This is a genomic window from Paracoccus zeaxanthinifaciens ATCC 21588, assembly GCF_000420145.1.
In the GTDB taxonomy this organism is placed as follows: Bacteria; Pseudomonadota; Alphaproteobacteria; order Rhodobacterales; family Rhodobacteraceae; genus Paracoccus; species Paracoccus zeaxanthinifaciens.
This window is the reverse complement of record NZ_ATUJ01000012.1, coordinates 1-23,816: the sequence shown is the minus strand read 5'-3', so window position 1 is coordinate 23,816 and position 23,816 is coordinate 1. Positions and strand designations below refer to the sequence as shown.

Genomic DNA, 23,816 nt, shown 5'->3' with positions numbered 1-23,816 from the left:
GGAGGACCGATGGACAAGCCGCTTACGGCCCGCGACCGCCTGCTGCATGCCGCAGCGGCGCTGTTCTACAATGACGGCATCGCCGCGACGGGGATCGACACGATCACGCGCCGGGCCGGCGTCGCGAAGCAGAGCCTGTACAACAACTTCGCGTCGAAATCCGATCTGGTCGCGGCCTATGTCGAGGCACGCCACGCCGAATGGCTGGCCCTGCACGACCGGCGGCAGGCCGTGGCGCGTGGCCCTAAGGCGCGGGTGCTGGCCGTGTTCGACGCCTATGCCGACCACGCCGAGGATGCCTATGAGCGCGGGTTTCGCGGCTGCGGCCTGCTGAATGCCGCGGCCGAGCTGACCGCCGACGACCCTGCCCGCGCCGCGATCCGCCGCCACAAGGCGCAGGTGCAGGACATCCTGATGGCCGAGCTGGCGCAGCTGGTCGCGGACCCGGGCAGGCGTCAGCGGCTGGGCGACCACCTGTCCTATCTGCTGGAGGGGTCGATCACGCGGGCGGGCCTGGACGGCGACAGCCGCCGCGTCCACGACGCCCGCGCCATGGCCGCCGAGATGCTGGAGGCCCTTGCATGAGCGCACATTCCACGGGAGTGCTCTTCTGCCTGGTCGCGGCGACTTTGTGGGGGACGACGGGCACCGTCGCAAGCCTGGCCCCCGAGGTTCCGGCCATCGCCATCGGGGCGGCCGCGATGGGCGTGGGCGGTCTGCTGCAGGCGCTGATCGCGCTTGGGGCGATGCGGCGCGCGCGGGCCGCGCTGCTGGCCAACCCGCTGCTCCTGGCCCTTGGGGCGGTCGCGGTCGCGATCTATCCGCTGGCCTTCTATTCGTCGATGCGGATGGCGGGGGTGACGATCGGCACCGTCATCTCGATCGGGTCGGCCCCGCTGATCTCGGCCCTGATCGAGAACCGGCTGGACGGACAGCGCCTGACTGCGCGGTGGGCCGTCGGCGCGGCGATCGGGCTGCTGGGCATGGGTCTGCTGAGCATGGCCGAAGGCGGGCATCACGACCTTGCGCCGAACGTCCCCCTGGGGGTCGGGCTGGGGCTGGTCGCGGGCGGAACCTATGCGGCCTACAGCTGGTGCGCGAGACGGATCATGCAATCGGGGGTGCGTTCGCGCGCCGCGATGGGCGCGATCTTCGGGCTGGGGGGCCTGCTGCTGATGCCGGTTCTGGCGCTCAGCGGGGGCGCGTTCCTGGGGTCGGCGGGCAATTTCGCGGTGGGCGCCTATATGGCGCTGGTGCCGATGTTCCTCGGCTATGTCGCCTTCGGGCTGGGGCTGGCGGCGATCTCGACCAGCCTTGCCACGACGATCACCCTGTTCGAGCCGGTTGTCGCCGCGATCCTTGCGGTCGTCATCGTGGGGGAACGGCTGCCCGCGCATGGCTGGGTCGGGGTGGGGCTGATCGTGGCCTGCCTGTTCTGGACCACGGCACCGCTGCCGCGCCTGCGGCGTGCGGGAATGCGAAGGCCCGCCTGATCGGCGGGCCCAAGGTCGTCACGACACCAGGCGATAGCCGCCCGATTCCGTCACCAGCAGCCGTGCATTGCCGGGATCGGGCTCGATCTTCTGGCGCAGGCGGTAGATATGCGTTTCCAGCGTGTGCGTCGTCACGCCCGCATTGTATCCCCAGACCTCGTGCAGCAGCACGTCGCGCGGCACCACGCCGTCCTGCGCGCGGTAGAGGAACTTGAGGATGTTCGTCTCCTTCTCGGTCAGGCGGATCTTGCGATCCTTCTGATCGATCAGCATCTTCATCGCCGGCTTGAAGGTGTACGGCCCCAGCTGGAAGATCGCGTCCTCGGACTGTTCATGCGTGCGCAGCTGGGCGCGCAGGCGGGCCAGCAGGACCGGGAACTTGAAGGGCTTGGTCACGTAATCGTTCGCGCCCGCGTCCAGACCCAGGATCGTGTCGGCATCGGTGTCGTGGCCGGTCAGCATCACGATGGGGCATTTGACGTTCAGCTTGCGCAGCTTCTTGCACAGCTCGCGGCCGTCGGTATCGGGCAGGCCCACATCCAGCACCACGAGGTCGAAGATCGCGTTCTTGGTGGCCTCGACGGCCTCGGCGCCGCTGCCGCCCTCGCTGACCTCGAACTCGTCGGTGGCGGCCAGCTGTTCGGCCAGCGCCTCGCGCAGGTCTTCCTCGTCGTCGATCAGCAGGATTTTTTTCAGTCCGGCCATGTTGCCTCCTTTGGCTTTCTTGCTGCAATCAGTGGGGACGGGCCTGCGCGGCGTCCAGCAACATGTCGGGATTCTCACATGGAGTTCAGGGTTGGGCGGGCTTATGTTTCAGAATGTTTCAAAATCGCGTGGCCCCATGAGCCTGATCCCCACACTTGCCGAAACGATTTCCCGCGCCCGCGCCGATCTGCGCATGGGCCTGCCGGTGCGGCTGGGCGATCACCTTGCCGCCGCCATCGAGACGCTGTCGCCGGAACGGCTGGCGGATCTGCGCGGCATGGGCGCGGCGGTCGTCACCCTGACCGCGCGCCGTGCCGGAACGTTGAAGGCGCGCGCCTATGATGACGGCCTGGCGCGGGTACGGCTGCCGGGCGATGCCGACCTGCGCTGGCTGCGGGCGCTGGCCGATCCGGCGGGCGATCTGATGTCGCCGATGAAAGGGCCGCTTGCGACCGAGCGTGGCGGCGAGGTCGCGGCCCATCGCGCGGCCCTGGCGCTGGCGAAATCCGCGCAGCTGCTGCCTGCGGTGCTGGTCGTGCCGGTCGCGCAGGCGACGCCCGGCCTGACGGCGCTGAACCCGGCCGCGACGCTGGCGCAGCTTGCCGCCGAAACCGCGATGGCCCCCGTCGCGGGCGCGCGCGTGCCGCTTCTGTCGGCCGAGCGGTCGCGCCTGCACATCTTCCGGCCCGATGACGGCGCCGAAGAACATTACGCGGTCGAGATCGGCGATCCGCCCCGCGATGCCCCCGTTCTTGCGCGGCTGCATTCCGCCTGCTTCACCGGCGACGTGCTGGGCAGCCTGAAATGCGATTGCGGGCCGCAATTGCAGGCCGCGTTGGCCGCGATGGGGCAGGCGGGGGCGGGGGTGCTGCTCTATCTGAACCAGGAGGGGCGGGGCATCGGGCTGGCCAACAAGATGCGCGCCTACAGCCTGCAGGACCAGGGCTTCGACACGGTCGAGGCCAATCACCGCCTGGGCTTCGAGGATGACGAGCGCGATTTCCGCATCGGGGCCGCGCTGCTGCGGCGGCTGGGCTTCGCTTCGGTCCGGTTGATGACGAACAACCCGCGCAAGATCGCCATGATGGAGGGGCAGGGCGTGAAGGTGGCCGAGCGCGTGCCCCTGATCGTGCCGCGCAACCGTCACAACACGGACTACCTGGACGTGAAGGCCGACAAGTCGGGGCACCTTCTGTGAGCCTGGCCGACATGATCCTGACGCCGCGGGGCCTGCGTTACCGCGGGCGCCTGTATCCCTGCAGCATCGGCAGGACCGGCGTGACCCGCACCAAGCGCGAGGGCGACAAGGCGACGCCTGCGGGCATCCTGCATGTCACCGGGCTGTGGTATCGGCCCGATCGGCTGGCCCCGCCCGCGCCCTGGGCGCGGCCCATCGGGCCGGGGGACCTGTGGTGCGACGCGCCGGGGTATCCGGCCTACAACCACCACGCGCGCGCGCCGCTGGCCGCCAGCCATGAACGGCTGCGGCGGGCCGATCCGCTCTATGACGTGATCCTGACGACGGATTGGAACTGGCCTGAGGCGGTGCCGGGCTGGGGCTCGGCTATCTTCCTGCACCAGTGGCGCCGCCCGCGTTTCGGGACCGAGGGCTGCATCGCCTTCGCGCGGCACGACCTGATCCGCATCGCGGCGCATGCCGTCCCGGGCACGCGCATCGTCATCCCCGAAGGGCTTGCGGATCAGCCGTAATCCCGCGCCCCGAAGATGGCCGAGCCGACGCGGACATGGGTCGCACCCTCGGCCACGGCGATCTCGAAATCGGCGCTCATGCCCATGGACAGACCCGGCAGGCCGTGATCGGCGGCAAGGTCCCGCAGCAGCCTGAAATGGGGGCGGGGGTCGTGGCCTTCGGGGGGGATGCACATCAGCCCCTGCGGGCGCAGGCCCAGCCCGGCGCAGGATGACAGGAAGGTCGGCAGCTCGTCCACCAGGATGCCGGCCTTCTGCGGCTCGTCACCGGTATTGACCTGCACGAACAGTTCAGGGCTGCGGCCCTGTTCGTCGATCTGCTGCGCCAGCTTGCGGGCCAGCGACATGCGGTCCAGCGTGTGGATGGCGTCGAACAGCGCGACGGCGGGCTTGGCCTTGTTCGATTGCAGCGGCCCGATCATGTGGACCGACACATCGGGAAAGCGCGCGCGCCAGTCGGGCCACTTGGCCTGCGTTTCCTGAACGTAATTCTCGCCAAAGACGCGGTGCCCGACATCCAGCACCGATTCGACCCTATCGTTCGGCTGCACCTTGCTGACCGCGATCAGCGTGACGCTGCCTGCTTCGCGACCCGCGTCGCGTTCCGCCGCGCGAAGGCGGCCCTTGATGTCATCCAGTCCCATGGGCGCAGAAGACAAAAAGAAAAGAGCGGGCGCAAGGCCCGCTCTCTCTGTCGAAGCGACTTGATCCGAGGATCAGAAGTCGAAGCGGACGCCGAAGTCGCCGCGCAGGTCTTCGTCGTAGCCACGCTCGAGCGAGCCGGCCAGGTAGGCGCCGCCCAGGTCGTACTTGGCGCCGATGCCGAAGGCGTTGTCGGTCTCGTTGCCGTCTGCGTCGTTGTTCGACACGTAGGCGCTGACGGTGGTCATCGGAGCGACGACATAGTCACCGTACAGGACGATGGTGTCGCCAGCGTCGTCGCCGTTGTCGAGGTAGTTCAGGCCAACGCCGTTCTCGGTGCCGGGCATGGTGTAGTATGCGCCGACGAAGTACTGGTCGTTGTCTTCGATGCCAGCGCCGTCTTTGACAGCGGCAGCCGACAGGGCGATGTCGTTCCACTGGTAGTCAACCGAGACGCCGAACTCTTCGGTGGCCGAGTCGTCCAGCTGGTCGGGGTCGACATACGAGAAGCGAGCGGTCAGCGCGTCGACCGAGTACTCGACTGCCAGGCCCAGCTGGTCGCCGTCGGCATACGACTTCGATTCGTAGGCGTAGAAGTCGCCAGCCGGGTTACCGAACGAACGGCTGATCAGGCCGACTTCCGATTCATAGATCAGGCCGGCGTTGTCGAATGCGGTGCCGACGTTGCCGACTGCAACGGTCAGGCCGTTCGAGGTCACGTAGATCTGGCCCGGTGCGACCGAGTCGACGCCTTCATCGCCCTGGTCCCACTGGACGCGGAAGCGTGCGCCGAAGTCGACGCCCTGGTCGGTCGAGGTGGTGCCGTGGATGTTCAGGCGGACGCGCGACTGGACGAAGGTTTCCTGATCGGCGTTCTCATCATAGAGAACGGCGGTACGGCCGTAGCCCGAGATGGTCACGTCTGCGGCAGCCACACCGGCGGTCAGAACCAGCGCGGTCGAGGCGAAAAGAGCCTTTTTCATGGTGATGTTCCCTCTTGTCTCTCTGATGCCCAGATCGGGGTTCCGCCCTGGGGATGTGCAAGGTTTCGCGCTTTCGAACTTGTGATGCAACGGAATCGGGCAGGCCCTCGGGCCGATCCGGAATCCTGTGATGCACAACCGCCACACCTTTCCGTGACCGCGATGTGACATCGCGAATGCCGCCCTGCACGAGTCGCGCGCGGGTCAAGGCGCTTGTTTCGCCCTGGCGATCCGCGCTAATGCTGGGCGCGAATTACAGACCGGGGGACCGCATGACCTACGCACGCGCCGCGCGCCTGATGATCGTCACGACGCTTTGCGCGGGACTGGCTGCCTGCGGCAACGACGCCGGGCGACAGAACCAGACCGCGTCGATCCTGACCGATCCCGACATGCGGGATTCGCAGCGCTCGACCCGCATCCAGGACGTGCTGGCCCGGTCCGAGAACCCCAACCGCACGGTCGGCGTGAACAAGTACCTGTGGAATGCCAGCCTGGACGTGCTGGACTTCCTGCCGGTGCAGACGATCGATCCGTTCACGGGCGTGATCCAGACCGGTTACGGCACGCCTCCGGGCGGGGGGCGGCCCTATCGCGCGACGATCCAGGTGACGGACCCCGCGATGGACGCGCGCAGCCTGCGCCTGTCGCTGCAGGGGCCGGGCGGGGCCGCCGTGGCCCCCGGCACCGTCCGCGCGGTCGAGGATGCGATCCTGACCCGCGCGCGCCAGCTGCGCCAGCGCGACGGACGCCTGTAAGGCCGCGGCGGGCTGGACCCGCTGATCGGGCGCGTATAAACCCTGCAGGCAAGAGATGATGCCCGAGGTCCGATATGCCCTATGATCCGTCCAGCAGCGAAGCCCGGTGGCAGAAGGCCTGGGCCGATGCCGGCAGCTTTGCCGCCATCCGCGACGAGCGCCCCAAATACTACGTGCTGGAGATGTTCCCCTATCCCTCGGGGCGCATCCACATGGGCCATGTGCGCAATTACACGATGGGCGACGTGGTGGCGCGGTTCAAGCGCGCGCAGGGGTTCAGCGTGCTGCACCCGATGGGCTGGGACGCCTTCGGCATGCCCGCCGAGAATGCCGCGATGGAACAGGGCGGCCATCCCCGCGACTGGACCTATGCCAATATCGCCACGATGCGTGACCAGCTGAAGCCGCTTGGCCTGTCCATCGACTGGAGCCGCGAATTCGCGACCTGCGACGACGATTACGTCCACCAGCAGCAGGCGATGTTCCTGGACATGCTGGATGCGGGCCTGATCACGCGCAAATCGGCGCAGGTGAACTGGGACCCGGTCGACATGACCGTTCTGGCCAATGAACAGGTCATCGACGGCAAGGGCTGGCGGTCTGGTGCCACGGTCGAGCGCAAGGAGCTGACCCAGTGGTTCTTCAAGATCAGCGACTACAGCGACGAGCTGCTGTCGGCGCTGGACGGGCTGTCGGGCTGGCCGGAAAAGGTGCGCCTGATGCAGGCCAACTGGATCGGCAAGTCGCGCGGGCTGCAGTTCCGCTTTGCCACCGTCGATGCGCCCGAGGGCTTCGACGCGATCGAGGTCTATACCACGCGCCCCGACACGCTGATGGGCGCAAGCTTTGCCGCGCTGTCGCCGGATCATTCTCTGGTGAAGAAGCTGGCCGAAACCCGCCCCGAGGTCGCCGCCTTCATCGAGGAATGCAAGCGCATCGGCACCACCGAAGAGGCGATCGAGACCGCGCCCAAGCTGGGCTTCGACACCGGCCTGACCGTCACCCATCCGCTGGACCCGAACTGGCAGCTGCCGATCTGGGTCGCGAATTTCGTGCTGATGGATTACGGCACCGGCGCGATCTTCGGCAGCCCGGCGCATGACGAACGCGACCACGAATTCGCCACGAAATACGGGCTGCCGATCCGCGCGACCTTCGGTCAGCCGGGGATGACGCTGGAACAGGCGGACGAGCTGGTCGCCGCCGCGCCCTTCGTGCCGCTGAAATCCGAGACCGTCACCTATGTCCGCGGTTTCGCGGGCGATGCCGACCAGACCGGCGAGGCCGCGGTGGACGCCGCCATCGCCCATGCCGAGGCGCAGGGCTATGGCGAGGGCGTGACCAAGTTCCGCCTGCGCGACTGGGGCATCTCGCGCCAGCGCTACTGGGGTTGCCCGATCCCGGTGGTGCATTGCGACAGCTGCGGCACCGTCCCCGAGGCCAAGGAGAACCTGCCGGTCCTTCTGCCGCAGGACGTGACCTTCGACGTGCCGGGCAACCCGCTGGACCGTCACCCGACCTGGCGTCAGGCGACCTGTCCGAAATGCGGTGGCGCCGCGCGCCGCGAGACCGACACGATGGACACCTTCGTCGATTCGTCCTGGTACTATGCCCGCTTCACCAGCCCCGGTGCCGACACGCCGACGAACCGCGCCGATGCGGATTACTGGATGAACGTGGACCAGTATATCGGCGGCATCGAACACGCGATCCTGCACCTGCTGTATTCGCGCTTCTTCGCCCGCGCGATGGTCAAGACCGGCCACCTGCCCGAGGCCGCAAAGGAACCCTTCGACGCGCTGTTCACGCAAGGCATGGTCACGCACGAGATCTACATGACCCGCGATGCCAAGGGGCGTCCGGTCTATCACCTGCCCGAGGACGTGACCGACGGGAAACTGGCCGACGGCACCGAGGTCGAGATCATCCCCTCGGCCAAGATGTCGAAATCGAAGAAGAACGTCGTCGATCCGGTGAACATCGTGCAGGGCTTCGGTGCCGATACCGCGCGCTGGTTCATGCTGTCCGACAGCCCCCCTGAGCGTGACGTCGAATGGACCGCGGCGGGCGCCGAGGCTGCGGCCAAGTTCCTGGGCCGCGTCCACCGCCTGGCCGAGGATGCGCCCGCCGACGGCCCCGAGGATCTGGACCTGTCCCGCGCCGCCCACCGCGCCATCGCGGATGTGACCAAGGCGATCGAGGGCTTTGCCTTCAACAAGGCGGTCGCCAAGCTGTACGAGCTGGCCAATGCCATCGGCAAGTCGAAGGCCGGCGGCGCTCAGCGCGCCGAGGTGCTGCGCATCACCGCGCAGCTGCTGGCCCCGATGGTCCCGCACCTGGCCGAGGATGTCTGGTCGCTGGCCGGCGGGCAGGGGCTGGTCGTCGATGCGCCCTGGCCCAAGGCGGATCCCGCGCTGCTGCAGGATGACAGCGTGACGCTGCCCATCCAGATCAACGGCAAGCGCCGGGCCGAGATCACCGTCTCCAAGGACATGGCCAAGGACCAGATCGAGGCGCTGGTCATGGCCGACGAGACGGTGCAGCGCTTCCTGGAAGGGGCGGCGCCCAAGAAGCTGATCGTCGTGCCGGGACGGATCGTCAATGTGGTCGCGTGACCCCAGCCGGCGCGTGGCACTGCTGGGGCTTCTGGCCCTGGCAGGCTGCGGGCTGAAACCCGTCTACGGACCCGAGGGCGGGGGCCGCAAGCTGTTCGGCAAGCTGCGCCCGCGCGACCCCGAGACCCCCATCGACTTCGTCTTCAACAGCCGCCTTGCCGAACGGTTGGGCCCCGAGGACAGCCCCGAATACGATCTGGATTACCGCATCAGCGTGGGCGTGGTCAGCCAGGCCATCACCCCCGACGAGGTGACGACCCGCTATTCGCTGAACGGGACCGCCGATTTCGTGCTGACCGGACCGGACGGCACCGAGATCACGCGCGGGCGCGTCAGCAACTTCACCTCGTATTCGACCACGGGCACCACCGTCTCGACCCTGTCGGCGGAAGGCGATGCGCGGCAGCGGCTGGCGATCATGCTGGCCGACCAGGTCGTGACGCGGCTTCTGGCGGCCTCGATGCGGCTGCCGGGCTGACATGCTGCTGAAGGGAGGAGAGATCGCGCGCTATCTCTCTCGGCCCGATCCGTCGCGGCCGGGGCTGCTGATCCACGGGCAGGACGCGATGCGCGTGGCCCTTAAGCGGGCCGAGGCCGTGAAGGCGCTGGTGGGCGAGAAGGCCGACGAGGAGATGCGCCTGACCCGCATGGCGGGCGCGGGCCTGAACAAGGACCGCGCGCAGCTGGTCGATGCCGTCCGCGAGGTGGGCTTCTTTCCCGGTCCGCGCGTCGTCCTGGTCGACGACGCCCCCGACAGCGCCGCCGATGCCGTGGCCGAGGCCCTGTCGGAATGGCGGGCGGGCGATGCGATCGTGGTGGTGACGGCGGGGAACCTCAAGAAGTCGTCGGCCCTGCGCAAGCTGTTCGAGACGCATGGCCAGGCCGTCTGCGCCCCCATCTATGACGATCCCCCCGGCGAGGACGAGATTCGCCGCTGGCTGGCCGATGTCGGCCTGCCCGAGATCCCGCAGGCCGCCATGCGCGAGATGGCCGTCCTGGCCCGCGCGCTGGATCCGGGCGACCTGCGCCAGACGATCGAGAAGATCGGGCTGTACAAGCATGGCGATCCCTCGCCGCTGAGCGCCGAGGAAATCGCCCTGATGGCCCCCGCGACCATCGAGGCCGACCTGGACGAGCTGATCCACACCGTCGCCGAACGCCGAGAGGTCGATTTCAGCCGCCTGATGCGCCGGATCGAGGGGCAGGGGATCAACCCCGTCACCATCTGCATCGCGGCGCTGCGCCATTTCCGCACCCTGCATCTGGCCGCCTCCGACCCGCAGGGGGCGGGTAACGCCCTGGCCCGCGCCAAGCCGCCGGTCTTCGGTCCGCGGCGCGACCGCATGGCGCGGCAGGCGCAATCATGGGGTGCTGGCCCGCTGGAAGAGGCCGTCTCGGCGCTGCTTCAGACCGACATGACCCTGCGATCCGCCAGCCGCGCGCCACAGATGCCGCTGGTCGAACGCGCGCTGCTGCGCCTGGCGATGCGCCCGCGGGGGCGGCGGTGACGGCGGAACCCGTCGATGCGCTGATCGTGGGCGCGGGCCCCGCAGGGCTGATGGCCGCCGAGATGCTGGCCGCGCCCGGTCGCCGGATCGTGCTGGCCGACGCCATGCCCTCGCCCGCGCGAAAGTTCCTGATGGCGGGAAAATCGGGGCTGAACCTGACCAAGGCCGAGCCAGAGGCCGATTTCGCGCGGCATTTCGCGGGCAGCGTCGATCTGCGAACCGGCGATTTCGGTCCGCTGGACGTGATCGAATGGGCCGAGGGGCTGGGGGTCGAGCTGTTCACCGGCAGCACGGGGCGCGTCTTTCCGGTCGGCATGAAGGCCTCGCCGCTGCTGCGGGCGTGGCTGGAACGGCTGGCGGGCGTCGATCTGCGTCGCCGCTGGCGCTGGACCGCGATTCGCGACGGCGAATTCGGCTTCGACACGCTGGACGGGCCGCAATGGATCGCGCCGCGCGTCACCGTGCTGGCGCTTGGCGGCGCAAGCTGGCCGCGCCTTGGATCGGATGCCGCATGGGTGCCGATGCTGCGGGATGCGGGCGTCGATGTCGCGGGCTTTCGTCCCGCCAATATGGGGTTCCGCGTGGGCTGGTCGGACCCGATGCGCAGGCATCTGGGCGCGGCGGTCAAGGGCGTGGCGATCCATGCGGGCGGCCTGATCGGGCGCGGCGAATGGGTGATCGGGGCTCAGGGGGTCGAGGGCGGCGGCATCTACGAGGTGTCGGCCCCCATGCGCGACGGCGCAAATGCGCATGTCGACCTGGCCCCCGACCTGGATCGCGAGGCGCTGGCGCGGCGGCTGGCCAAGCCGCGCGGCAAGCTGTCGGTCGGGAACTGGCTGCGGCGCACGATCAATGATCCGGTCAAGGTCGCCCTGCTGCTGGAATGGGGCCAGCCCCTGCCCAAGGATCCCGGCGCGCTGGCCGGGCTGATCAAGGCGCTGCCCCTGCGCCATGACGGGCCGATGGGGCTGGACGGGGCCATCTCCGCCGCAGGCGGGATCACCGGCGGCGCGTTGACGGGCGATCTGGAACTGCGCGCGCTGCCCCGCACCTTCGCCGCCGGAGAGATGCTGGACTGGGAGGCGCCGACCGGCGGCTATCTCCTGACCGGCTGCCTTGCGACCGGCAGGCGTGCGGGCATCGCCGCCGCCCGCCTTCTCGATCAGAGCGACCGTGCCCTGACATAGGCCGGACGCTCGCGCATCCGTTCGAGGTAATCCGACAGCCGTGGCTCGGTTATGGGAAAGCGCGCGCTCAGCGCCCAGTCGAGGCAATGGGTCAGGATGATGTCGGGGACCGTCATCTCGGACCCCATCACGAAGGGGCCGTCGCCCATCCGGTGGACCATCGTCTTCTGGCTGGATTCGAATTCCCACCGCAGGGTGTTCTTGATCGCGCTGAGACGCATTTCCTCGGGCAGCACGAAGCTGTGGCGCGCGGCAAGCCACAATGCCGCGTCGAATTCGTCCAGCAGGAACTGGGTCAGGCTGTCCTGGCGGGCGCGATCCAGCGTGCCCGCCTTGTGCGTCAGCTGCCCGTGCCGGTCGGCAAGATAGGCGAGGATCGCGGTCGAATCGGTGATGGGCGTGCCGTCATCGACCAGCACCGGAACCTTGCCCGCGGGGTTCACCTGGGTCACCCCCTCGCTGCGGGGAACGGCGGGGACGTGGTCGTAATCCGCGCCCAGCTCCTCCATCATCCACAGAACGCGGAAGGCACGCGATTTCGCCGTGCCGATCACCTGGTACATGGTTCCCCCCCATCGTAGTGCCGGAAGGGAAGTGGGCCCGATCGGGCGGGCGACGTCAAGGTCAGCGACAGGAGCGCAGCTGCTGGCGATACATTTCCGATCGTTGGCCGACGCGGGCGGCGACGCTCATCAGCCAGCCCTTGCTGCGATGACTGCCGCGTGCGAAACCGCCGCGCCCTTCGTGATAGGCAAGGTATTGCGAGGTCGCGTCGTATTTCGACAGGCCCAGCTGCCGCTGGCTGCCGTTCATGTACCAGCCGATGAAGTCCGTGGCATCGCGGATGTTGTCGCGGCGCGCGCGGCGGTTGCCGGTCTCGCGCTGGTATTCCTCCCACGTGCCGTCGAGCGCCTGGCTGTAGCCGAAGGCGCTGGACTGGCGCCCGATCGGGATGACGCCCAGGGCGAACTTGTGCGGGGTCCGCGCATCGCCGATGAACTTCGATTCCTGGTACATGGTCGCCATCTGGACATGGACCGGCACGCCCCATTTGCGTTCGGTCCGCTTCATCGCGCGCATGTATTGCGGCCGTTCCGAAGCGATCGCGCAGGCGTTTTCCAGATTGCGCGGCGCGCTGTAGTTGCCGCCGCCGCAGGATGCGACCAGCAAGACGATTCCCAGCTTGAGAAGCCTGTTCATACTGCCCTCGTGCTCTTCTTTTCGTTGGCAGCGATATTACGGGAAATCACGGCTGGGTGAAATCACAAAGCCCTTAGCATGTGGCGGATATCCGCGTCAGCCTTCGGGTTCGGGGTGCAGAAGGGCGTTCAGCGCCTGCAGATGATCGGCCCCCGCCTCGCGCAGCAGCGTCTCCAGCGCGCGGTAATGCGTCAGCACATCCTTGCCGGTCGGGGTCACGGTCGCGCCGCCCCCACCCGCCCCGCCACGGGCGCGGTCGATGACGGGCCGGGCGAAGGCCACGTTCATCTCCTCGACCAGGGTCCAGGCGCGCTTGTAGCTCATGCCCATCTCGCGCGCTGCCGCCGAGATCGAGCCGAGCCTGTCGATGCGCGACAGCAGCTCGGCCTTGCCCGGCCCGAGGATCAGCGGGGAATCGTATTCGAGGCGAAGCTTGATCCGCAGCCGCGGGCCATTCGCGTTCGTGGGCATGTGCTGTCCGTTCCTGCGTTATTCCCCGGAAGCATACCGCGCCGGTGCTGCGGCTGCAAACACTGCCGTGACGGAACGGTGCCGCGCGTCTTGCGAAGGCGGGGCCCGCGCCTATCCTGCCCCGGACATCTTATGGGAGGGAACCATGTCCGCAGACGATATCGTCATTCTGTCCGGGGCGCGCACGGCGATCGGCACCTTCGGGGGCAGCCTTGCCGGCGTGGCGCCCATCGACCTGGCCACCACGGTCACCCGTGCCGCGCTGGAACGCGCGGGCTTCGCGCCCGACCTGATCGGGCAGGTGGTCTTCGGCCACGTCATCAATACCGAACCCCGCGACATGTACCTGTCCCGCGTCGCGATGCTGAACGCGGGCATTCCGCACACGACGCCCGCGATGAACGTGAACCGCCTTTGCGGATCGGGCGCGCAGGCCATCGTCTCGGCCACGCAGGCGCTGATGCTGGGGGATGCCGATTTCGCCATCGCCGGCGGCGCCGAGAGCATGAGCCGATCGCCCTATGCCATCCCCTCGGCGCGGTTCGGGGCCAAGATGGGCGACCAGGTGATGCTGGACATGATGACCGGCGCGCTGACCTGTCCGATGGGCACCGGCCATATGGGCGTCACGGCGGAAAACGTGGCCGCCGAACATGACATCACCCGCGAGCAGCAGGACGAATTCGCGATGGAATCGCAGCGTCGCGCGGCGGCTGCCATCGCGGCGGGGCATTTCGCGGACCAGATCGTCCCGGTCGAGGTGAAGACCCGCAAGGGCATCGTGGCCTTCGACACGGACGAACATCCCAAGGAGACCAGCCTGGACAAGCTGGCCGGACTCAAGCCCGTGTTCCAGAAGGGCGGCAGCGTGACGGCAGGCAATGCCAGCGGCATCAACGACGGCGCCGCGGCGCTAGTCCTGGCGCGTGCAAGCGCGGCCGAGGCTGCGGGCCTGACGCCGCGTGCGCGCATCCTGGGCTATGCCGTGGCGGGCGTCCGCCCCGGGGTGATGGGCATCGGCCCGATCCCGGCGGTCCAGGCCCTGATGGAGAAGACCGGCCTGAAGCCCGGCGATTTCGACGTGATCGAATCGAACGAGGCCTTTGCCGCGCAGGCGCTTGCGGTGAACAAGGGGCTGGGGCTGGATCCGGCGCGCGTGAACCCCAATGGCGGCGCGATCGCGCTTGGCCATCCGGTCGGCGCAACCGGCGCGATCCTGACGGTCAAGGCGCTGGCCGAACTGGAGCGGACGGGCGGCACCACCGCGCTGATCACCATGTGCATCGGCGGCGGGCAGGGGATCGCCATCGCGATCCGTCGCGGCTGATCCCTGAAAAGGCGCGGGCGGCGGTCGAAACCGCCGCCCTTGCGCGAATGTGGAACGGGCCGTCCAGATCAGACGACCCGCGAGATCCACGGAGATGGCCCAGTTAGGGACGGAAGCGCATCCGGTCCCAACCAGGGTTTACGACCCGAAGGGCTGCCTTCAGGCCACGGCCCCCCTGACTGTTCCGACACCTCTCTCCAATATCACTCTCGACACTGGACCACCTCCTTTCAATAAGTTGCCGTTGTAGGTTCAGGGTGCCACAGATCGACCATGTGTCAATCAACTTTCTTGGGCAGCCCTCAACAAATTGCGGACGATGAGGCGGAAGGGCACAAGCGCCAGTAGGGCCAGACCCAGTTTGACCAGCCAGTCGGCAACTGCCAGCGAAACCCACAGCTGCACGCCCGGTCCCTGACCAAGAAGGGGAACGATCTCGTTGGACCAGCCGGTATTGGCATCGGCGGGCAGCATGGCCGAGAAGGCGATGCCGAAGAACAGCGCGGTATCCAGCGCCGACCCGATCAGCGTCGAGGCCAGCGGAGCGCGCCACCACTGCCCGCCGCGAAGCCGGTCGAAGATCGCGATGTCGGTCATCTGCGCCACCAGGAAGGCCGCACCCGAGGCGATGGCGATGCGCAGCGTGGTCATGTCGAAGCCCGCCGCGATCAGCGAACAGGCGACACCGGTGACGAAGCCCGCGGCGACGACGCGGCGTGCGGCGGCGGGGCCGTGCACGCGGTTCATCACGTCGGTCACCAGGAAGGCGAAGGGATAGGTGAAGGCACCCCAGGTCAGCCAGTCGCCCAGGACGAACTGGACGAGGATGTTCGAGGCCACGACGATGGTGGCCATGGCAATGATGCCGGGCAGGAAACGTGTCATCGGGATTTCCGTTTTGACAAGGTTGCGGAAGAACTCGGCCCCGTGCGGGCAGGGCGCGCATACGTCCGCGAAGGGCGTCTTGTCAATCCGTGGCAGCGCGGCGGGTCTGTTCGCGCAGGCGATACTCGACGATCTCGGTGCGCTGGACGAACAGGAAGTTGTCGTCCGAGATCATCGTCAGCCGCGTGCCGATCCCGTCGTCCCAGGCGGCGATTCCCTCGAGGTTGTCGTATTGCAGCGACCGCGTGCGCAGGACGATCTCGTCCTCGGTCACGCCGTCATCGTCCAGCATGACCCGCCGCACGCGGGACGAGAAGCCCAGGATGCCGTTGAAGTCGCGTTCCAGCAGGTAGAGCCAGCCGTCCGGGCCCATGTCGGCGCCGACCATCAGCCAGTCGCCGTCGCGCCGGATCTCGGCCCGGCGATGCCAGCGGTCGTCCGAATATTCCAGCAGGACGAAGGGCGTGTCCTTCGATTTCGAGGCCTCGGGCAGGGTCAGCAATTCGCCTTCGGGGCCGATGGCCAGCGCTTCCAGCCCGTTGTTCACGACCATGCCCGGCAGCTTGGGCGCGCGGCGCAGCACCGTCGGCCCGCCTTCCAGATCGGGATAGGAGGCGACGCGGTTCAGCCCCTCGAAGCTGACATGGACCGTGCCGTCGGGACCGATGGCCAGCCCCTCGCTGTCGCCGGTATATCCGGGGGGCAGGGGCCTGCCGCGGCTGTCGCGCAGATGGGCCCGGCCCAGGGTGCGCATGCCGCGCACGATCCCCTGGCCGTCGCGTTCGAAGCGTCCCCAGTACAGCTGCGAACGGTCCGACAGCGCGTGGAAGGTCTGCCCGTCATCCGACACCTCGATCCCCGAGAAACCTCCGAAATCGGCACGGTCCTCGGACCAGACATAGGTGCCGACATAATCGAGAACCGCGCCTGCATGTGCAGGCGCGGCCAGGGTCAGCATCGACAGGAGCGTGCCCGTCAGGGCGCGCCGGCAACGGTTCGGCATTGGTCCGGAAGCTCGCTCAGGCGGTAGGTGCGGGGGTGGCGATAATTGGGGTTGGGCGTGCTGGGCTTGGCCAGCGACGGGTTCTTGCGGATGGCCAGCCATTCGGCGGCCTCGGCGCAGCCGTCGCCTGCGGGGATCGGGTTCTGGCGTTCGCAGATCGATCCGGGCGGGCAGTTCAGCCGGACGTGGAAGTGATAGTCGTGGTTGTTCAGCGGGCGGATCTTGCGCAGCCAGCTGCGGTTTCCGGTCTCCATCTGGCACATGGCGACCTTGACCACGGGATCGGTGAAGATGCGCTCGACCCGGCTGTCGTTGGCAGCGGCGCGCAGGATCGACATGTGCTGCGGCGTCCAGTTGCCCGACAGCCCCAGCCCGTTCGATGCCACGGCCGAGGTCGACGAGATGTTCTCGCGCTGCTGGGGCGACAGGGTCAGCGAACCGGGCGGGCGCATCCAGATGTCGGCATCCAGCCCGATCTGGTGGCTGGCATGGCCCGACAGCGTGGGCCCGCCGCGCGGCTGGCCGATATCGCCGATATAGAGCCCCTGCCAGCCGGCCTGGTTCGCGGCGCGCGACAGCCCGATCAGGAAGTCGATCATCACCGGGTGGCCCCAGTTGCGACCGCGCGACAGGCGCATCGCCTGCCAGGTCGGCCCGGTCTCGGGCAGCTGCACGAGGCCCTGCGCACAGCCGCGGCTGTAATTGCCGATGGATACGGCGGGCCCCTGCGACGCGCTGCCGAACGCGCCGAACACGTCCTTGGCCAGCGGGTCCGCCGCGGCGGGCAATGTCATGGTCAGCGCTGCGGCTGCGGCGGTCAGCATCCTGCGGATGGCGGTCTTAATGATCACGGGCGTGCCTCTTCTTCTCCGTCCGGGTCGACCCAGCCTAGCAGAACCAGCGCGACAAGGAAGATCAGGATCAACGGCGCAAGCCCGACGCGCTGATTGCCGCTGAGATCGGTCGTCACCGCGATCAGGAAGGGCGCCAGGAAGGCCGTCGCCTTGCCCGACAGCGCATAGAGGCCGAACCCCTCGGTCGCGCGTTCCTCGGTGGTGTGGCGCACCATCATGGTGCGGCTTGCGGCCTGCAGCGCGCCGCCGGCCCCGCCGATCACCGCCCCGCACAGGAAGAACAGCAGGTCTGCGACGCCCAGCCTGCCGATCACGCCGCCTTCGGCCACGGGGATCCCCATGACCGATGCGCGGTCCATGCCGACCAGCAGCACGCAGATCGCCGTCAGCGCAAGGATGCAGGCGGCGATCACCGCGCGCGGCCCGAAGGCGCGGTCGGCGCGTCCGCCCAGCCAGCTGATGATCGCGGCCGAGATCGCGCTGATCACCCCGAACACCCCCGCCAGGAACACCGGCCAGCCCAGCACCGTCCCCGCATAGACGCCCCCGAACCCATAGAGCGCGTTCAGCGCATCGCGCGAGAACATCGAGGACAGCAGCCAGTTCCGCAGGCTGCGCCGGTGACGCAGGCTGGCGATCAGCGATCCCAAGTCCCGAAGCGACGCGCCAAGCCGGATCGGGCGGCGCGGCCCGCGCGGTTCGCGCACCCACAGGAAGAACGGGATCATGAAGACCGCGTACCAGATCGCGGTGAAGGGCCCGACGAAGCGCGTCCCCTCGCGCAGGGTGGGATCGAGGCCGAACAGCGGCTCGATCCCCGCCAGCGTCCGCCCCGAGGGGGTTTCGGCAAACAGAAGCAGCATGATCGCCAGCGCGCTGACACCCCCCAGATAGCCGAAGGCATAGCCCGACCCGGACAGGCGGCCGATCTCGTCGCGCGGGGCAAGGCCGGGCAGCAGGGCGTTGGTGAAGATGGTGGCGAACTCGGTCCCGATCAGGCCGATGCCGAACAGCACGACCGCCTGCACCAGCGCGGGCTGTTCGGGCGTCAGCGACCACAGCCCGGCAGCCCCCAGCACGTACAGCCCCGAGAACAGCCAGATCCAGCCCATGCGCCGACCCGATCCGTCCGCGATGGCCCCCAGGATCGGCGCAAGCACCGCGATCAGCACGCCGGTGATCGACAGCCCGTAGCCCCACAGCGCCTGCGCATTCGCCCCCGCGATGGTGCTGCTGTATCCGAGCGCGATGAAATGGGTCTTCGCGACCTCGGCGAAATAGATCGAGAAGACGAAGGTCAGCAGCAGCGTGTGATAGGGCTGGCTGGCCCAGTCGAAAAACCACCAGCCCCAGATGCGCTTGCGATCCATGCCCGTCCCCCTTTGGCGTCAGGGGACATAAGGCCCGCCCGCGCTCAGGCTTTCAAGGCCCTGCGGGCATCCTCGGGAAGTTCGGGCGGCCAGGGGCGCGCGCCGTCGGCCTCGACCCAGGCGGCGACCCAAGCTGGCAGGGCGGGGCTGTCGCCCGAATGCCCCAGGGCCGCCGCGACATCGGCGGGCGCCACGATCCCCTTGTCCGAGGTGACGGCCATGCGGATCAGGACCTGGTTGCAGCACTCGCCACGCTTCCACATCGACTGGTCGATATAGATGAAGCGGTGATCCCAGCCGACCATGCGCGACACCATCTCGAAGCGGTCGAACGCCTTGATCCGGCGGCGATAGCGGGTCGAGTTGCCCGCCACCGTCATTCCCCAGCCATGCGCCCGTAGCACGGCGACCAGCCCCGTGCGCTGCGCCAGCGGGATGCGCCCCAGATCGTACAGCGTCAGGGTCCGGCCGTTGTTCAGCTCGATCCAGGGGTCCAGATCCCAGGGCCAGCACATGTGACGCGACACATGCGCGTCGAACGGCCCGAGGCGCGGTGCCTTGCGGTATTTCACCATCTCCTTGGCGAAGCGGACAATCGGATACATCTGGCCCCCCGTATTCGTTCCGGCATCGTTCCGGCGGGCCCATGCGTGGCCGCAGTTCACGCGCAGGTCAACCGGCGACGCGACGACATGGCACCCCTATCGGTCGGGGGATGCTTGCGCGCGCGGCCATGTGCCCGCATACAGGGCCGCGATCGCGCGGATCGAATACCGGATCGAATACGGGGAAGAATTATGGGAACGCTCTATGAGGCGCTGCAGCTGATCCTGCAGGTGGTGTGGTTCGTGATGATCGTCCACATCATCATGTCCTGGCTGATCAACTTCCAGGTGCTGAACCTGCGCCAGCCGCTGGTTGCGCAGATCTGGGACGGGCTGACGCGCCTGCTGGAACCGATCTATCGCCCGATCCGCAACGTGCTGCCCAATACCGGCGGGCTGGACCTGGCGCCGCTTGTCGTCTTCCTGATCATCATCATCCTGCAGCGCGCGCTGGCGAACAACGCGGGCTTCTTCTACGGCTTCTGATGGCGCGGGATCTGCCAGCGGACGACCTTCTGCGCCAGGTCTGGGGCTTTGACGGCTTCCGGCCCGGCCAGCAGGAGATCGTCGAGTCGGTGGCCGATGGCCGCGACGTGCTGGCGATCATGCCCACGGGCGGCGGCAAGTCGCTGTGCTATCAGCTGCCCGCGCTGATGCGGCAGGGGGTGACGGTCGTCATCTCTCCGCTGATCGCGCTGATGCGGGACCAGGTGCGCGCCCTTCGCGCGGCGGGCGTCGAGGCCGGCGCCCTGACCAGCGGCAATACCGATGCCGAGACCGAGGCCGTCTTCGCGGGACTGTCGGATGGCAGCCTGCGCATCCTCTACATGGCGCCCGAGCGGCTGGCGTCGGGGGGCACGGTCAACCTGCTGCGCCGCGCGAATGTCACGGCCATCGCGGTCGACGAGGCGCATTGCGTCAGCCAGTGGGGCCACGATTTCCGCCCCGACTATCTTCGCATCGGCGATTTGAAGCGGGCGCTGAACGTCCCGCTTGCGGCCTTCACCGCCACCGCCGACGCCGAAACCCGCGCCGAGATCGTCGAGCGCCTCTTCGCGGGCACCGATCCGGTCACCTTCCTGCGCGGCTTCGACCGGCCCAACATCCGGCTTGCCTTCCAGCCCAAGGACAGTCCCCGCAAGCAGGTGCTGTCCTTCGTCGCCGCGCGTCGCGGCCAGTCGGGCATCGTCTATTGCGGGGCGCGGGCGCGGACGGAATCGCTGGCCCAGGCGCTGCGCGAGGCGGGGCATCCGGCCATCGCCTATCATGCGGGCCTTGAACCTGATCAGCGCCGCGAGGCCGAGGCGCGGTTCCAGCGCGAGGACGGGCTGATCGTCGTGGCCACCGTCGCCTTCGGCATGGGCATCGACAAGCCCGACATCCGGTGGGTGCTGCATGCCGACCTGCCGAAATCCATCGAGGGATATTACCAGGAGATCGGCCGCGCGGGCCGCGACGGCGACCCGGCCGAGACGCTGACGCTCTACGGTCCCGACGACATCCGCCTGCGCCGGACCCAGATCGACGAGGGGCTGGCCGAGCCTGCCCGCAAGACCGCCGACCATGCCCGCCTGAACGCGCTGCTGGGCCTGGCCGAGGCGACGGGATGCCGCCGCAGCCGCCTGCTTGCCTATTTCGGCGAGGAGCAGCACGGCGATTGCGGCAATTGCGACCTGTGCCAGACCCCGCCCAGGCTGTTCGACGGCACGATGGCCGTGCGCAAGGCGCTGTCGGCGATGCTGCGCACGGGCGAATGGTTCGGATCGGGCCACCTGATCGACGTGCTGACCGGCAACCAGACCGACAAGGTGCGCGAACGGGGCCACGACCACCTGCCGACCTTCGGGGTCGGGCGCGAACACGGGCGCGGCCAGTGGCAGGCGATCTTCCGGCAGATGATGGGGCTGGACCTGTGCCGCCCCGATCCCGAACGCCACGGCGCGCTGCAACTGACCGAGGCCGCCCATCCGATCCTGCGCGGAGAGGAGAACGTGACCCTGCGCCAGGACACGACCGCCAGTGCCAAGTCCTCGACCGTCCTGCGCGCGCAGGTCTCGGAGGAAGACGAGCCGCTTCTGTCCGCGCTGAAGGCCAAGCGCCGGGCGCTGGCCGAGGCCGCGCGCGTGCCCGCCTATGTCATCTTCCCCGACCGCACCCTGATCGAGATGGCGACCGTGCGTCCGCAGGACATGGACCAGATGGCCCGTGTCAGCGGGGTGGGGGCCAAGAAGCTGGAAAGCTATGGCGCGGAATTCCTGACGGTGATCGCGGGCGAACAGCCGGCGATGCACCCCGCGCGTCGCGCGCTTGCGGGCAGTCCGGCGGGCGCGCTGTTCGACCGGCTGGGCGATCTGCAGCTGCGCCTGCAGCGCGGAGAGGACGGCACCGAGAAACCGCTGAGCCTGTCCACCGCGCAGATCCGCCGCATCGCCGAGGCCCGGCCCACCAGCATGGACGCCCTGTCGCGATACCTGGACGATGCGCGCCTGGAACGCTTCGGCGCAGCCATCCTGCACGAGGTCGAGATCGCCGACTGAGCGATTTCAAGGGAATGTGATGCATCATTCGGGCCGCGGCCCGCGTGTCTTGTGCCATGCTGGGTCCAACACGGCCCCGCCAGAGGAGCGAGACATGAAGCTGAAATGGTCCGACGTCACCCCGAAGCGTGATTACCTGAACCGCCGCAAGTTCATCGCGGCCGGCAGCCTGGCGATGGCCGCGGGCGCGTTGCCCGGCGGGCCTGCGCTGGCGCTGACGGGCAAGCCCTCGCGCTTCTCGACCGACGAGACCCCGAACAGCTTCGAGGAGATCACGAACTACAACAACTTCTATGAGTTCGGCACCGGCAAGGAGGATCCCGCCCGCAATGCCCATCGCCTGACGACGGACCCGTGGTCGGTGCAGATCTCGGGGCTGGTGGATCGGCCCGGCAGCTACTCGGTGGACGACCTAGCCCCCGAGAACGCGCTGGAGGAACGCATCTATCGCCTGCGCTGCGTCGAGGCATGGTCGATGGTCGTTCCCTGGCTGGGCGTCACGCTGGCATCCGTGCTGGAGAAGGCGGGCGTGCAGCCCGGCGCGAAGTTCGTCGAGTTCGAGACCCTCGTCCGCCCCGAGGAGATGGTCGGCCAGCAGCGCGCGCTTCTGGACTGGCCCTATCGCGAGGGGCTGCGCATCGACGAGGCCATGCACCCGCTGACGATTCTGGCGACGGGGCTGTACGACCAGCCGATGCCCAACCAGAACGGCGCGCCGATCCGGCTGGTCGTTCCGTGGAAATACGGCTTCAAGTCGATCAAGTCGATCGTGCGGATCAACGTGATCGAGCAGGAGCCGGTGAACACCTGGAAGCAGCTTCAGGCCAGCGAGTACGGCTTCTATGCCAATGTGAACCCCGAGGTGGACCATCCCCGCTGGAGCCAGGCCACCGAACGCCGCATCGGCGCGGGCCTTTTTGGCGGGCGGCAGGAAACGCTGATGTTCAACGGCTATGGCGAAGAGGTCGCCTCGCTCTATGCCGGGATGGACCTGCGGGTGAACTACTGATGCGGTCAGCCGTGAACAATGCCCTGCGCCGCCTGCCTGTCTGGGCGGTCTGGGTCGCGGGGCTGGTTCCGCTGGCGCTGGTGGTCTTCGACCTGCTGACCGGTCGGATGGGCGTGGACCCGATCCGAGAGATCGAGCACCGGCTTGGGCAGACCGCGCTCTATTTCCTGGTGGGCGGGCTGGCGGTGACGCCGCTGCTGCGGCTGACGGGGATCAGCCTGATGAAGTTCCGCCGTGCGATCGGGCTTCTGTGCTTCACCTATGTCGTGCCGCATGTGCTGGCATGGGTGGTGCTGGATATGGGGCTTCTGTGGTCGCAGATGCTGAAGGACATCATCAAGCGGCCCTATCTTCTGGTAGGGATGCTGGCATTCGCGATCCTGATCCCGCTTGCCGTGACATCGAACAACCTGTCGATCCGGCGCATGGGCGGGCAGGCGTGGCGGCGTCTGCACAAGGGTGTCTATGCGGCTGCGATCCTTGCCGGGCTTCACTGGTTGTGGGCGGTGAAGGTCGACGAGCTTCAGCCGTGGTTCTGGTTCGTATCGATTCTTGCGATTCTGGGTTTTCGGGTTGTGTTTCGTGGCCGTGTGCGGTGGGGTTTCCGGCGATCGTCTGAAACGATGTGAGCGTTTTCAGTGGTTTGCGCGGAATCCGGTGTCGATTTTCGTGAATCTTGGATTTTCTGCTTGCGGGTTCTGATCGGTGTGTCTAAACACCGCTTCACCGAAGGGCGGGACACGCCGGACGGTGCGACGGACCGGCCCTGAGGGGTTGGGAAGTCGGGAAAATTCTGGGATTGATGACCGGGCGGGGCGCTGAGTTGGATTGGCGCACCATCTGCGATTTTGGTTCCTCTGCTGTTTGACATTGATGGATATCTGAAGGGATATGCGGGCGGTTCGATGGTCGTTACACGATCTTGGATCTCGCATATCGGCTCTCTAGCCTTCG

Annotated in this window: 25 protein-coding genes; 14 read left to right on the top strand and 11 right to left on the bottom strand. The window is 67.9% G+C overall.

Annotation, left to right across the window (positions count from 1 at the left end):
* Positions 1 to 9 precede the first annotated feature (9 nt).
* Positions 10 to 585, top strand: coding sequence for a TetR/AcrR family transcriptional regulator (locus tag F804_RS0111435; protein ID WP_022707885.1), 576 nt, complete (start codon positions 10 to 12; stop codon positions 583 to 585).
* A complete protein-coding gene (locus F804_RS0111430; RefSeq protein ID WP_028725906.1) occupies positions 582 to 1,493 on the top strand; it encodes a DMT family transporter in 912 nt (303 codons plus the stop codon). The genes F804_RS0111435 and F804_RS0111430 overlap by 4 nt, the downstream gene beginning before the upstream one ends.
* A gap of 18 nt (positions 1,494 to 1,511) precedes the next feature.
* On the opposite strand, the gene F804_RS0111425 is transcribed toward F804_RS0111430, so the two are convergent.
* On the bottom strand, positions 1,512 to 2,198 hold the full coding sequence (locus F804_RS0111425) for a response regulator transcription factor (protein ID WP_022707883.1): 687 nt from the start codon (positions 2,196 to 2,198) through the stop codon (positions 1,512 to 1,514).
* Between the two features lie 136 nt (positions 2,199 to 2,334).
* Here F804_RS0111425 and ribA point away from each other — a divergent pair, with 136 nt between their 5' ends.
* Both ribA and F804_RS0111415 read left to right on the top strand, forming a co-directional pair.
* Positions 2,335 to 3,396 carry a GTP cyclohydrolase II gene (ribA, locus tag F804_RS0111420; RefSeq protein ID WP_022707882.1) on the top strand — a complete coding sequence of 354 codons (1,062 nt, stop codon included), beginning with the start codon at positions 2,335 to 2,337 and terminating at the stop codon, positions 3,394 to 3,396.
* Positions 3,397 to 3,407: 11 nt separating this feature from the next.
* Positions 3,408 to 3,908, top strand: coding sequence for a L,D-transpeptidase family protein (locus F804_RS0111415; RefSeq protein WP_040596008.1), 501 nt, complete (start codon positions 3,408 to 3,410; stop codon positions 3,906 to 3,908).
* Here the strand turns inward: F804_RS0111415 and F804_RS0111410 are convergent.
* Positions 3,899 to 4,552, bottom strand: a complete 654-nt coding sequence (locus F804_RS0111410; RefSeq protein WP_022707880.1) for a YggS family pyridoxal phosphate-dependent enzyme — start codon at positions 4,550 to 4,552, stop codon at positions 3,899 to 3,901. The genes F804_RS0111415 and F804_RS0111410 overlap by 10 nt on opposite strands.
* A 72-nt stretch (positions 4,553 to 4,624) precedes the next feature.
* Positions 4,625 to 5,533: a porin gene (locus F804_RS17000; RefSeq protein ID WP_022707879.1), complete on the bottom strand. Its 909-nt coding sequence runs from the start codon at positions 5,531 to 5,533 to the stop codon at positions 4,625 to 4,627.
* 272 nt (positions 5,534 to 5,805) lie between these two features.
* Here F804_RS17000 and F804_RS0111400 point away from each other — a divergent pair, with 272 nt between their 5' ends.
* The 5 genes from F804_RS0111400 (at position 5,806) to F804_RS0111380 (ending at position 11,601) form a co-directional block, all read left to right on the top strand.
* Positions 5,806 to 6,291 (top strand): DUF3576 domain-containing protein, encoded by a 486-nt coding sequence (locus F804_RS0111400; RefSeq protein ID WP_028725905.1) that lies wholly within the window; start codon positions 5,806 to 5,808, stop codon positions 6,289 to 6,291.
* Between the two features lie 74 nt (positions 6,292 to 6,365).
* The gene (leuS, locus tag F804_RS0111395; protein WP_022707877.1) at positions 6,366 to 8,906 is read left to right on the top strand and encodes a leucine--tRNA ligase; all 2,541 of its coding nucleotides are present in this window, start codon (positions 6,366 to 6,368) and stop codon (positions 8,904 to 8,906) included.
* The gene (lptE, locus tag F804_RS0111390; RefSeq protein WP_022707876.1) at positions 8,893 to 9,384 is read left to right on the top strand and encodes an LPS assembly lipoprotein LptE; all 492 of its coding nucleotides are present in this window, start codon (positions 8,893 to 8,895) and stop codon (positions 9,382 to 9,384) included. Before leuS ends, lptE begins: the two co-directional genes overlap by 14 nt.
* Position 9,385: 1 nt before the next feature.
* On the top strand, positions 9,386 to 10,414 hold the full coding sequence (gene holA / locus F804_RS17400; protein ID WP_022707875.1) for a DNA polymerase III subunit delta: 1,029 nt from the start codon (positions 9,386 to 9,388) through the stop codon (positions 10,412 to 10,414).
* Positions 10,411 to 11,601, top strand: coding sequence for a BaiN/RdsA family NAD(P)/FAD-dependent oxidoreductase (locus F804_RS0111380; RefSeq protein ID WP_022707874.1), 1,191 nt, complete (start codon positions 10,411 to 10,413; stop codon positions 11,599 to 11,601). The genes holA and F804_RS0111380 overlap by 4 nt, the downstream gene beginning before the upstream one ends.
* Here F804_RS0111380 and F804_RS0111375 read toward each other — a convergent pair.
* From F804_RS0111375 to F804_RS16380, 3 genes are all read right to left on the bottom strand, one after another.
* A complete protein-coding gene (locus F804_RS0111375; protein ID WP_022707873.1) occupies positions 11,577 to 12,164 on the bottom strand; it encodes a glutathione S-transferase family protein in 588 nt (195 codons plus the stop codon). The two genes, F804_RS0111380 and F804_RS0111375, sit on opposite strands and share 25 nt — an antisense overlap.
* 61 nt (positions 12,165 to 12,225) lie before the next feature.
* Positions 12,226 to 12,801 (bottom strand): transglycosylase SLT domain-containing protein, encoded by a 576-nt coding sequence (locus tag F804_RS0111370; protein ID WP_022707872.1) that lies wholly within the window; start codon positions 12,799 to 12,801, stop codon positions 12,226 to 12,228.
* Between the two features lie 96 nt (positions 12,802 to 12,897).
* Entirely contained in the window at positions 12,898 to 13,272 is a 375-nt protein-coding gene (locus F804_RS16380; protein WP_022707871.1) for a winged helix-turn-helix domain-containing protein, read from the bottom strand.
* Positions 13,273 to 13,417: 145 nt separating this feature from the next.
* Here F804_RS16380 and F804_RS0111360 point away from each other — a divergent pair, with 145 nt between their 5' ends.
* Positions 13,418 to 14,599, top strand: a complete 1,182-nt coding sequence (locus F804_RS0111360) for an acetyl-CoA C-acyltransferase family protein (protein ID WP_022707870.1) — start codon at positions 13,418 to 13,420, stop codon at positions 14,597 to 14,599.
* 282 nt (positions 14,600 to 14,881) lie between these two features.
* Here the strand turns inward: F804_RS0111360 and F804_RS0111355 are convergent, their stop codons facing one another.
* From F804_RS0111355 to F804_RS0111335, 5 genes are all read right to left on the bottom strand, one after another.
* Positions 14,882 to 15,484 (bottom strand): queuosine precursor transporter, encoded by a 603-nt coding sequence (locus tag F804_RS0111355; protein WP_022707869.1) that lies wholly within the window; start codon positions 15,482 to 15,484, stop codon positions 14,882 to 14,884.
* Positions 15,485 to 15,566: 82 nt separating this feature from the next.
* Positions 15,567 to 16,487 (bottom strand): esterase-like activity of phytase family protein, encoded by a 921-nt coding sequence (locus F804_RS0111350; protein WP_022707868.1) that lies wholly within the window; start codon positions 16,485 to 16,487, stop codon positions 15,567 to 15,569.
* Positions 16,460 to 17,311 (bottom strand): penicillin-insensitive murein endopeptidase, encoded by an 852-nt coding sequence (gene mepA / locus F804_RS0111345; protein WP_040596003.1) that lies wholly within the window; start codon positions 17,309 to 17,311, stop codon positions 16,460 to 16,462. The genes F804_RS0111350 and mepA overlap by 28 nt, the downstream gene beginning before the upstream one ends.
* A 23-nt stretch (positions 17,312 to 17,334) precedes the next feature.
* A complete protein-coding gene (locus F804_RS0111340; protein ID WP_022707866.1) occupies positions 17,335 to 18,711 on the bottom strand; it encodes an MFS transporter in 1,377 nt (458 codons plus the stop codon).
* Between the two features lie 44 nt (positions 18,712 to 18,755).
* A complete protein-coding gene (locus F804_RS0111335) occupies positions 18,756 to 19,316 on the bottom strand; it encodes an acyl-CoA thioesterase (RefSeq protein ID WP_022707865.1) in 561 nt (186 codons plus the stop codon).
* A gap of 192 nt (positions 19,317 to 19,508) precedes the next feature.
* On the opposite strand from F804_RS0111335, the gene F804_RS0111330 reads away from it, so the two are divergent.
* From F804_RS0111330 to F804_RS0111315, 4 genes are all read left to right on the top strand, one after another.
* The gene (locus F804_RS0111330; RefSeq protein WP_022707864.1) at positions 19,509 to 19,802 is read left to right on the top strand and encodes a YggT family protein; all 294 of its coding nucleotides are present in this window, start codon (positions 19,509 to 19,511) and stop codon (positions 19,800 to 19,802) included.
* Positions 19,802 to 21,853 (top strand): DNA helicase RecQ, encoded by a 2,052-nt coding sequence (gene recQ / locus F804_RS0111325; RefSeq protein WP_022707863.1) that lies wholly within the window; start codon positions 19,802 to 19,804, stop codon positions 21,851 to 21,853. The genes F804_RS0111330 and recQ overlap by 1 nt, the downstream gene beginning before the upstream one ends.
* Positions 21,854 to 21,947: 94 nt before the next feature.
* The gene (msrP, locus tag F804_RS0111320) at positions 21,948 to 22,862 is read left to right on the top strand and encodes a protein-methionine-sulfoxide reductase catalytic subunit MsrP (RefSeq protein WP_022707862.1); all 915 of its coding nucleotides are present in this window, start codon (positions 21,948 to 21,950) and stop codon (positions 22,860 to 22,862) included.
* Complete coding sequence (locus F804_RS0111315) at positions 22,862 to 23,491, top strand: protein-methionine-sulfoxide reductase heme-binding subunit MsrQ (protein WP_022707861.1); 630 nt, start codon at positions 22,862 to 22,864, stop codon at positions 23,489 to 23,491. The genes msrP and F804_RS0111315 overlap by 1 nt, the downstream gene beginning before the upstream one ends.
* Positions 23,492 to 23,816: the final 325 nt, after the last annotated feature.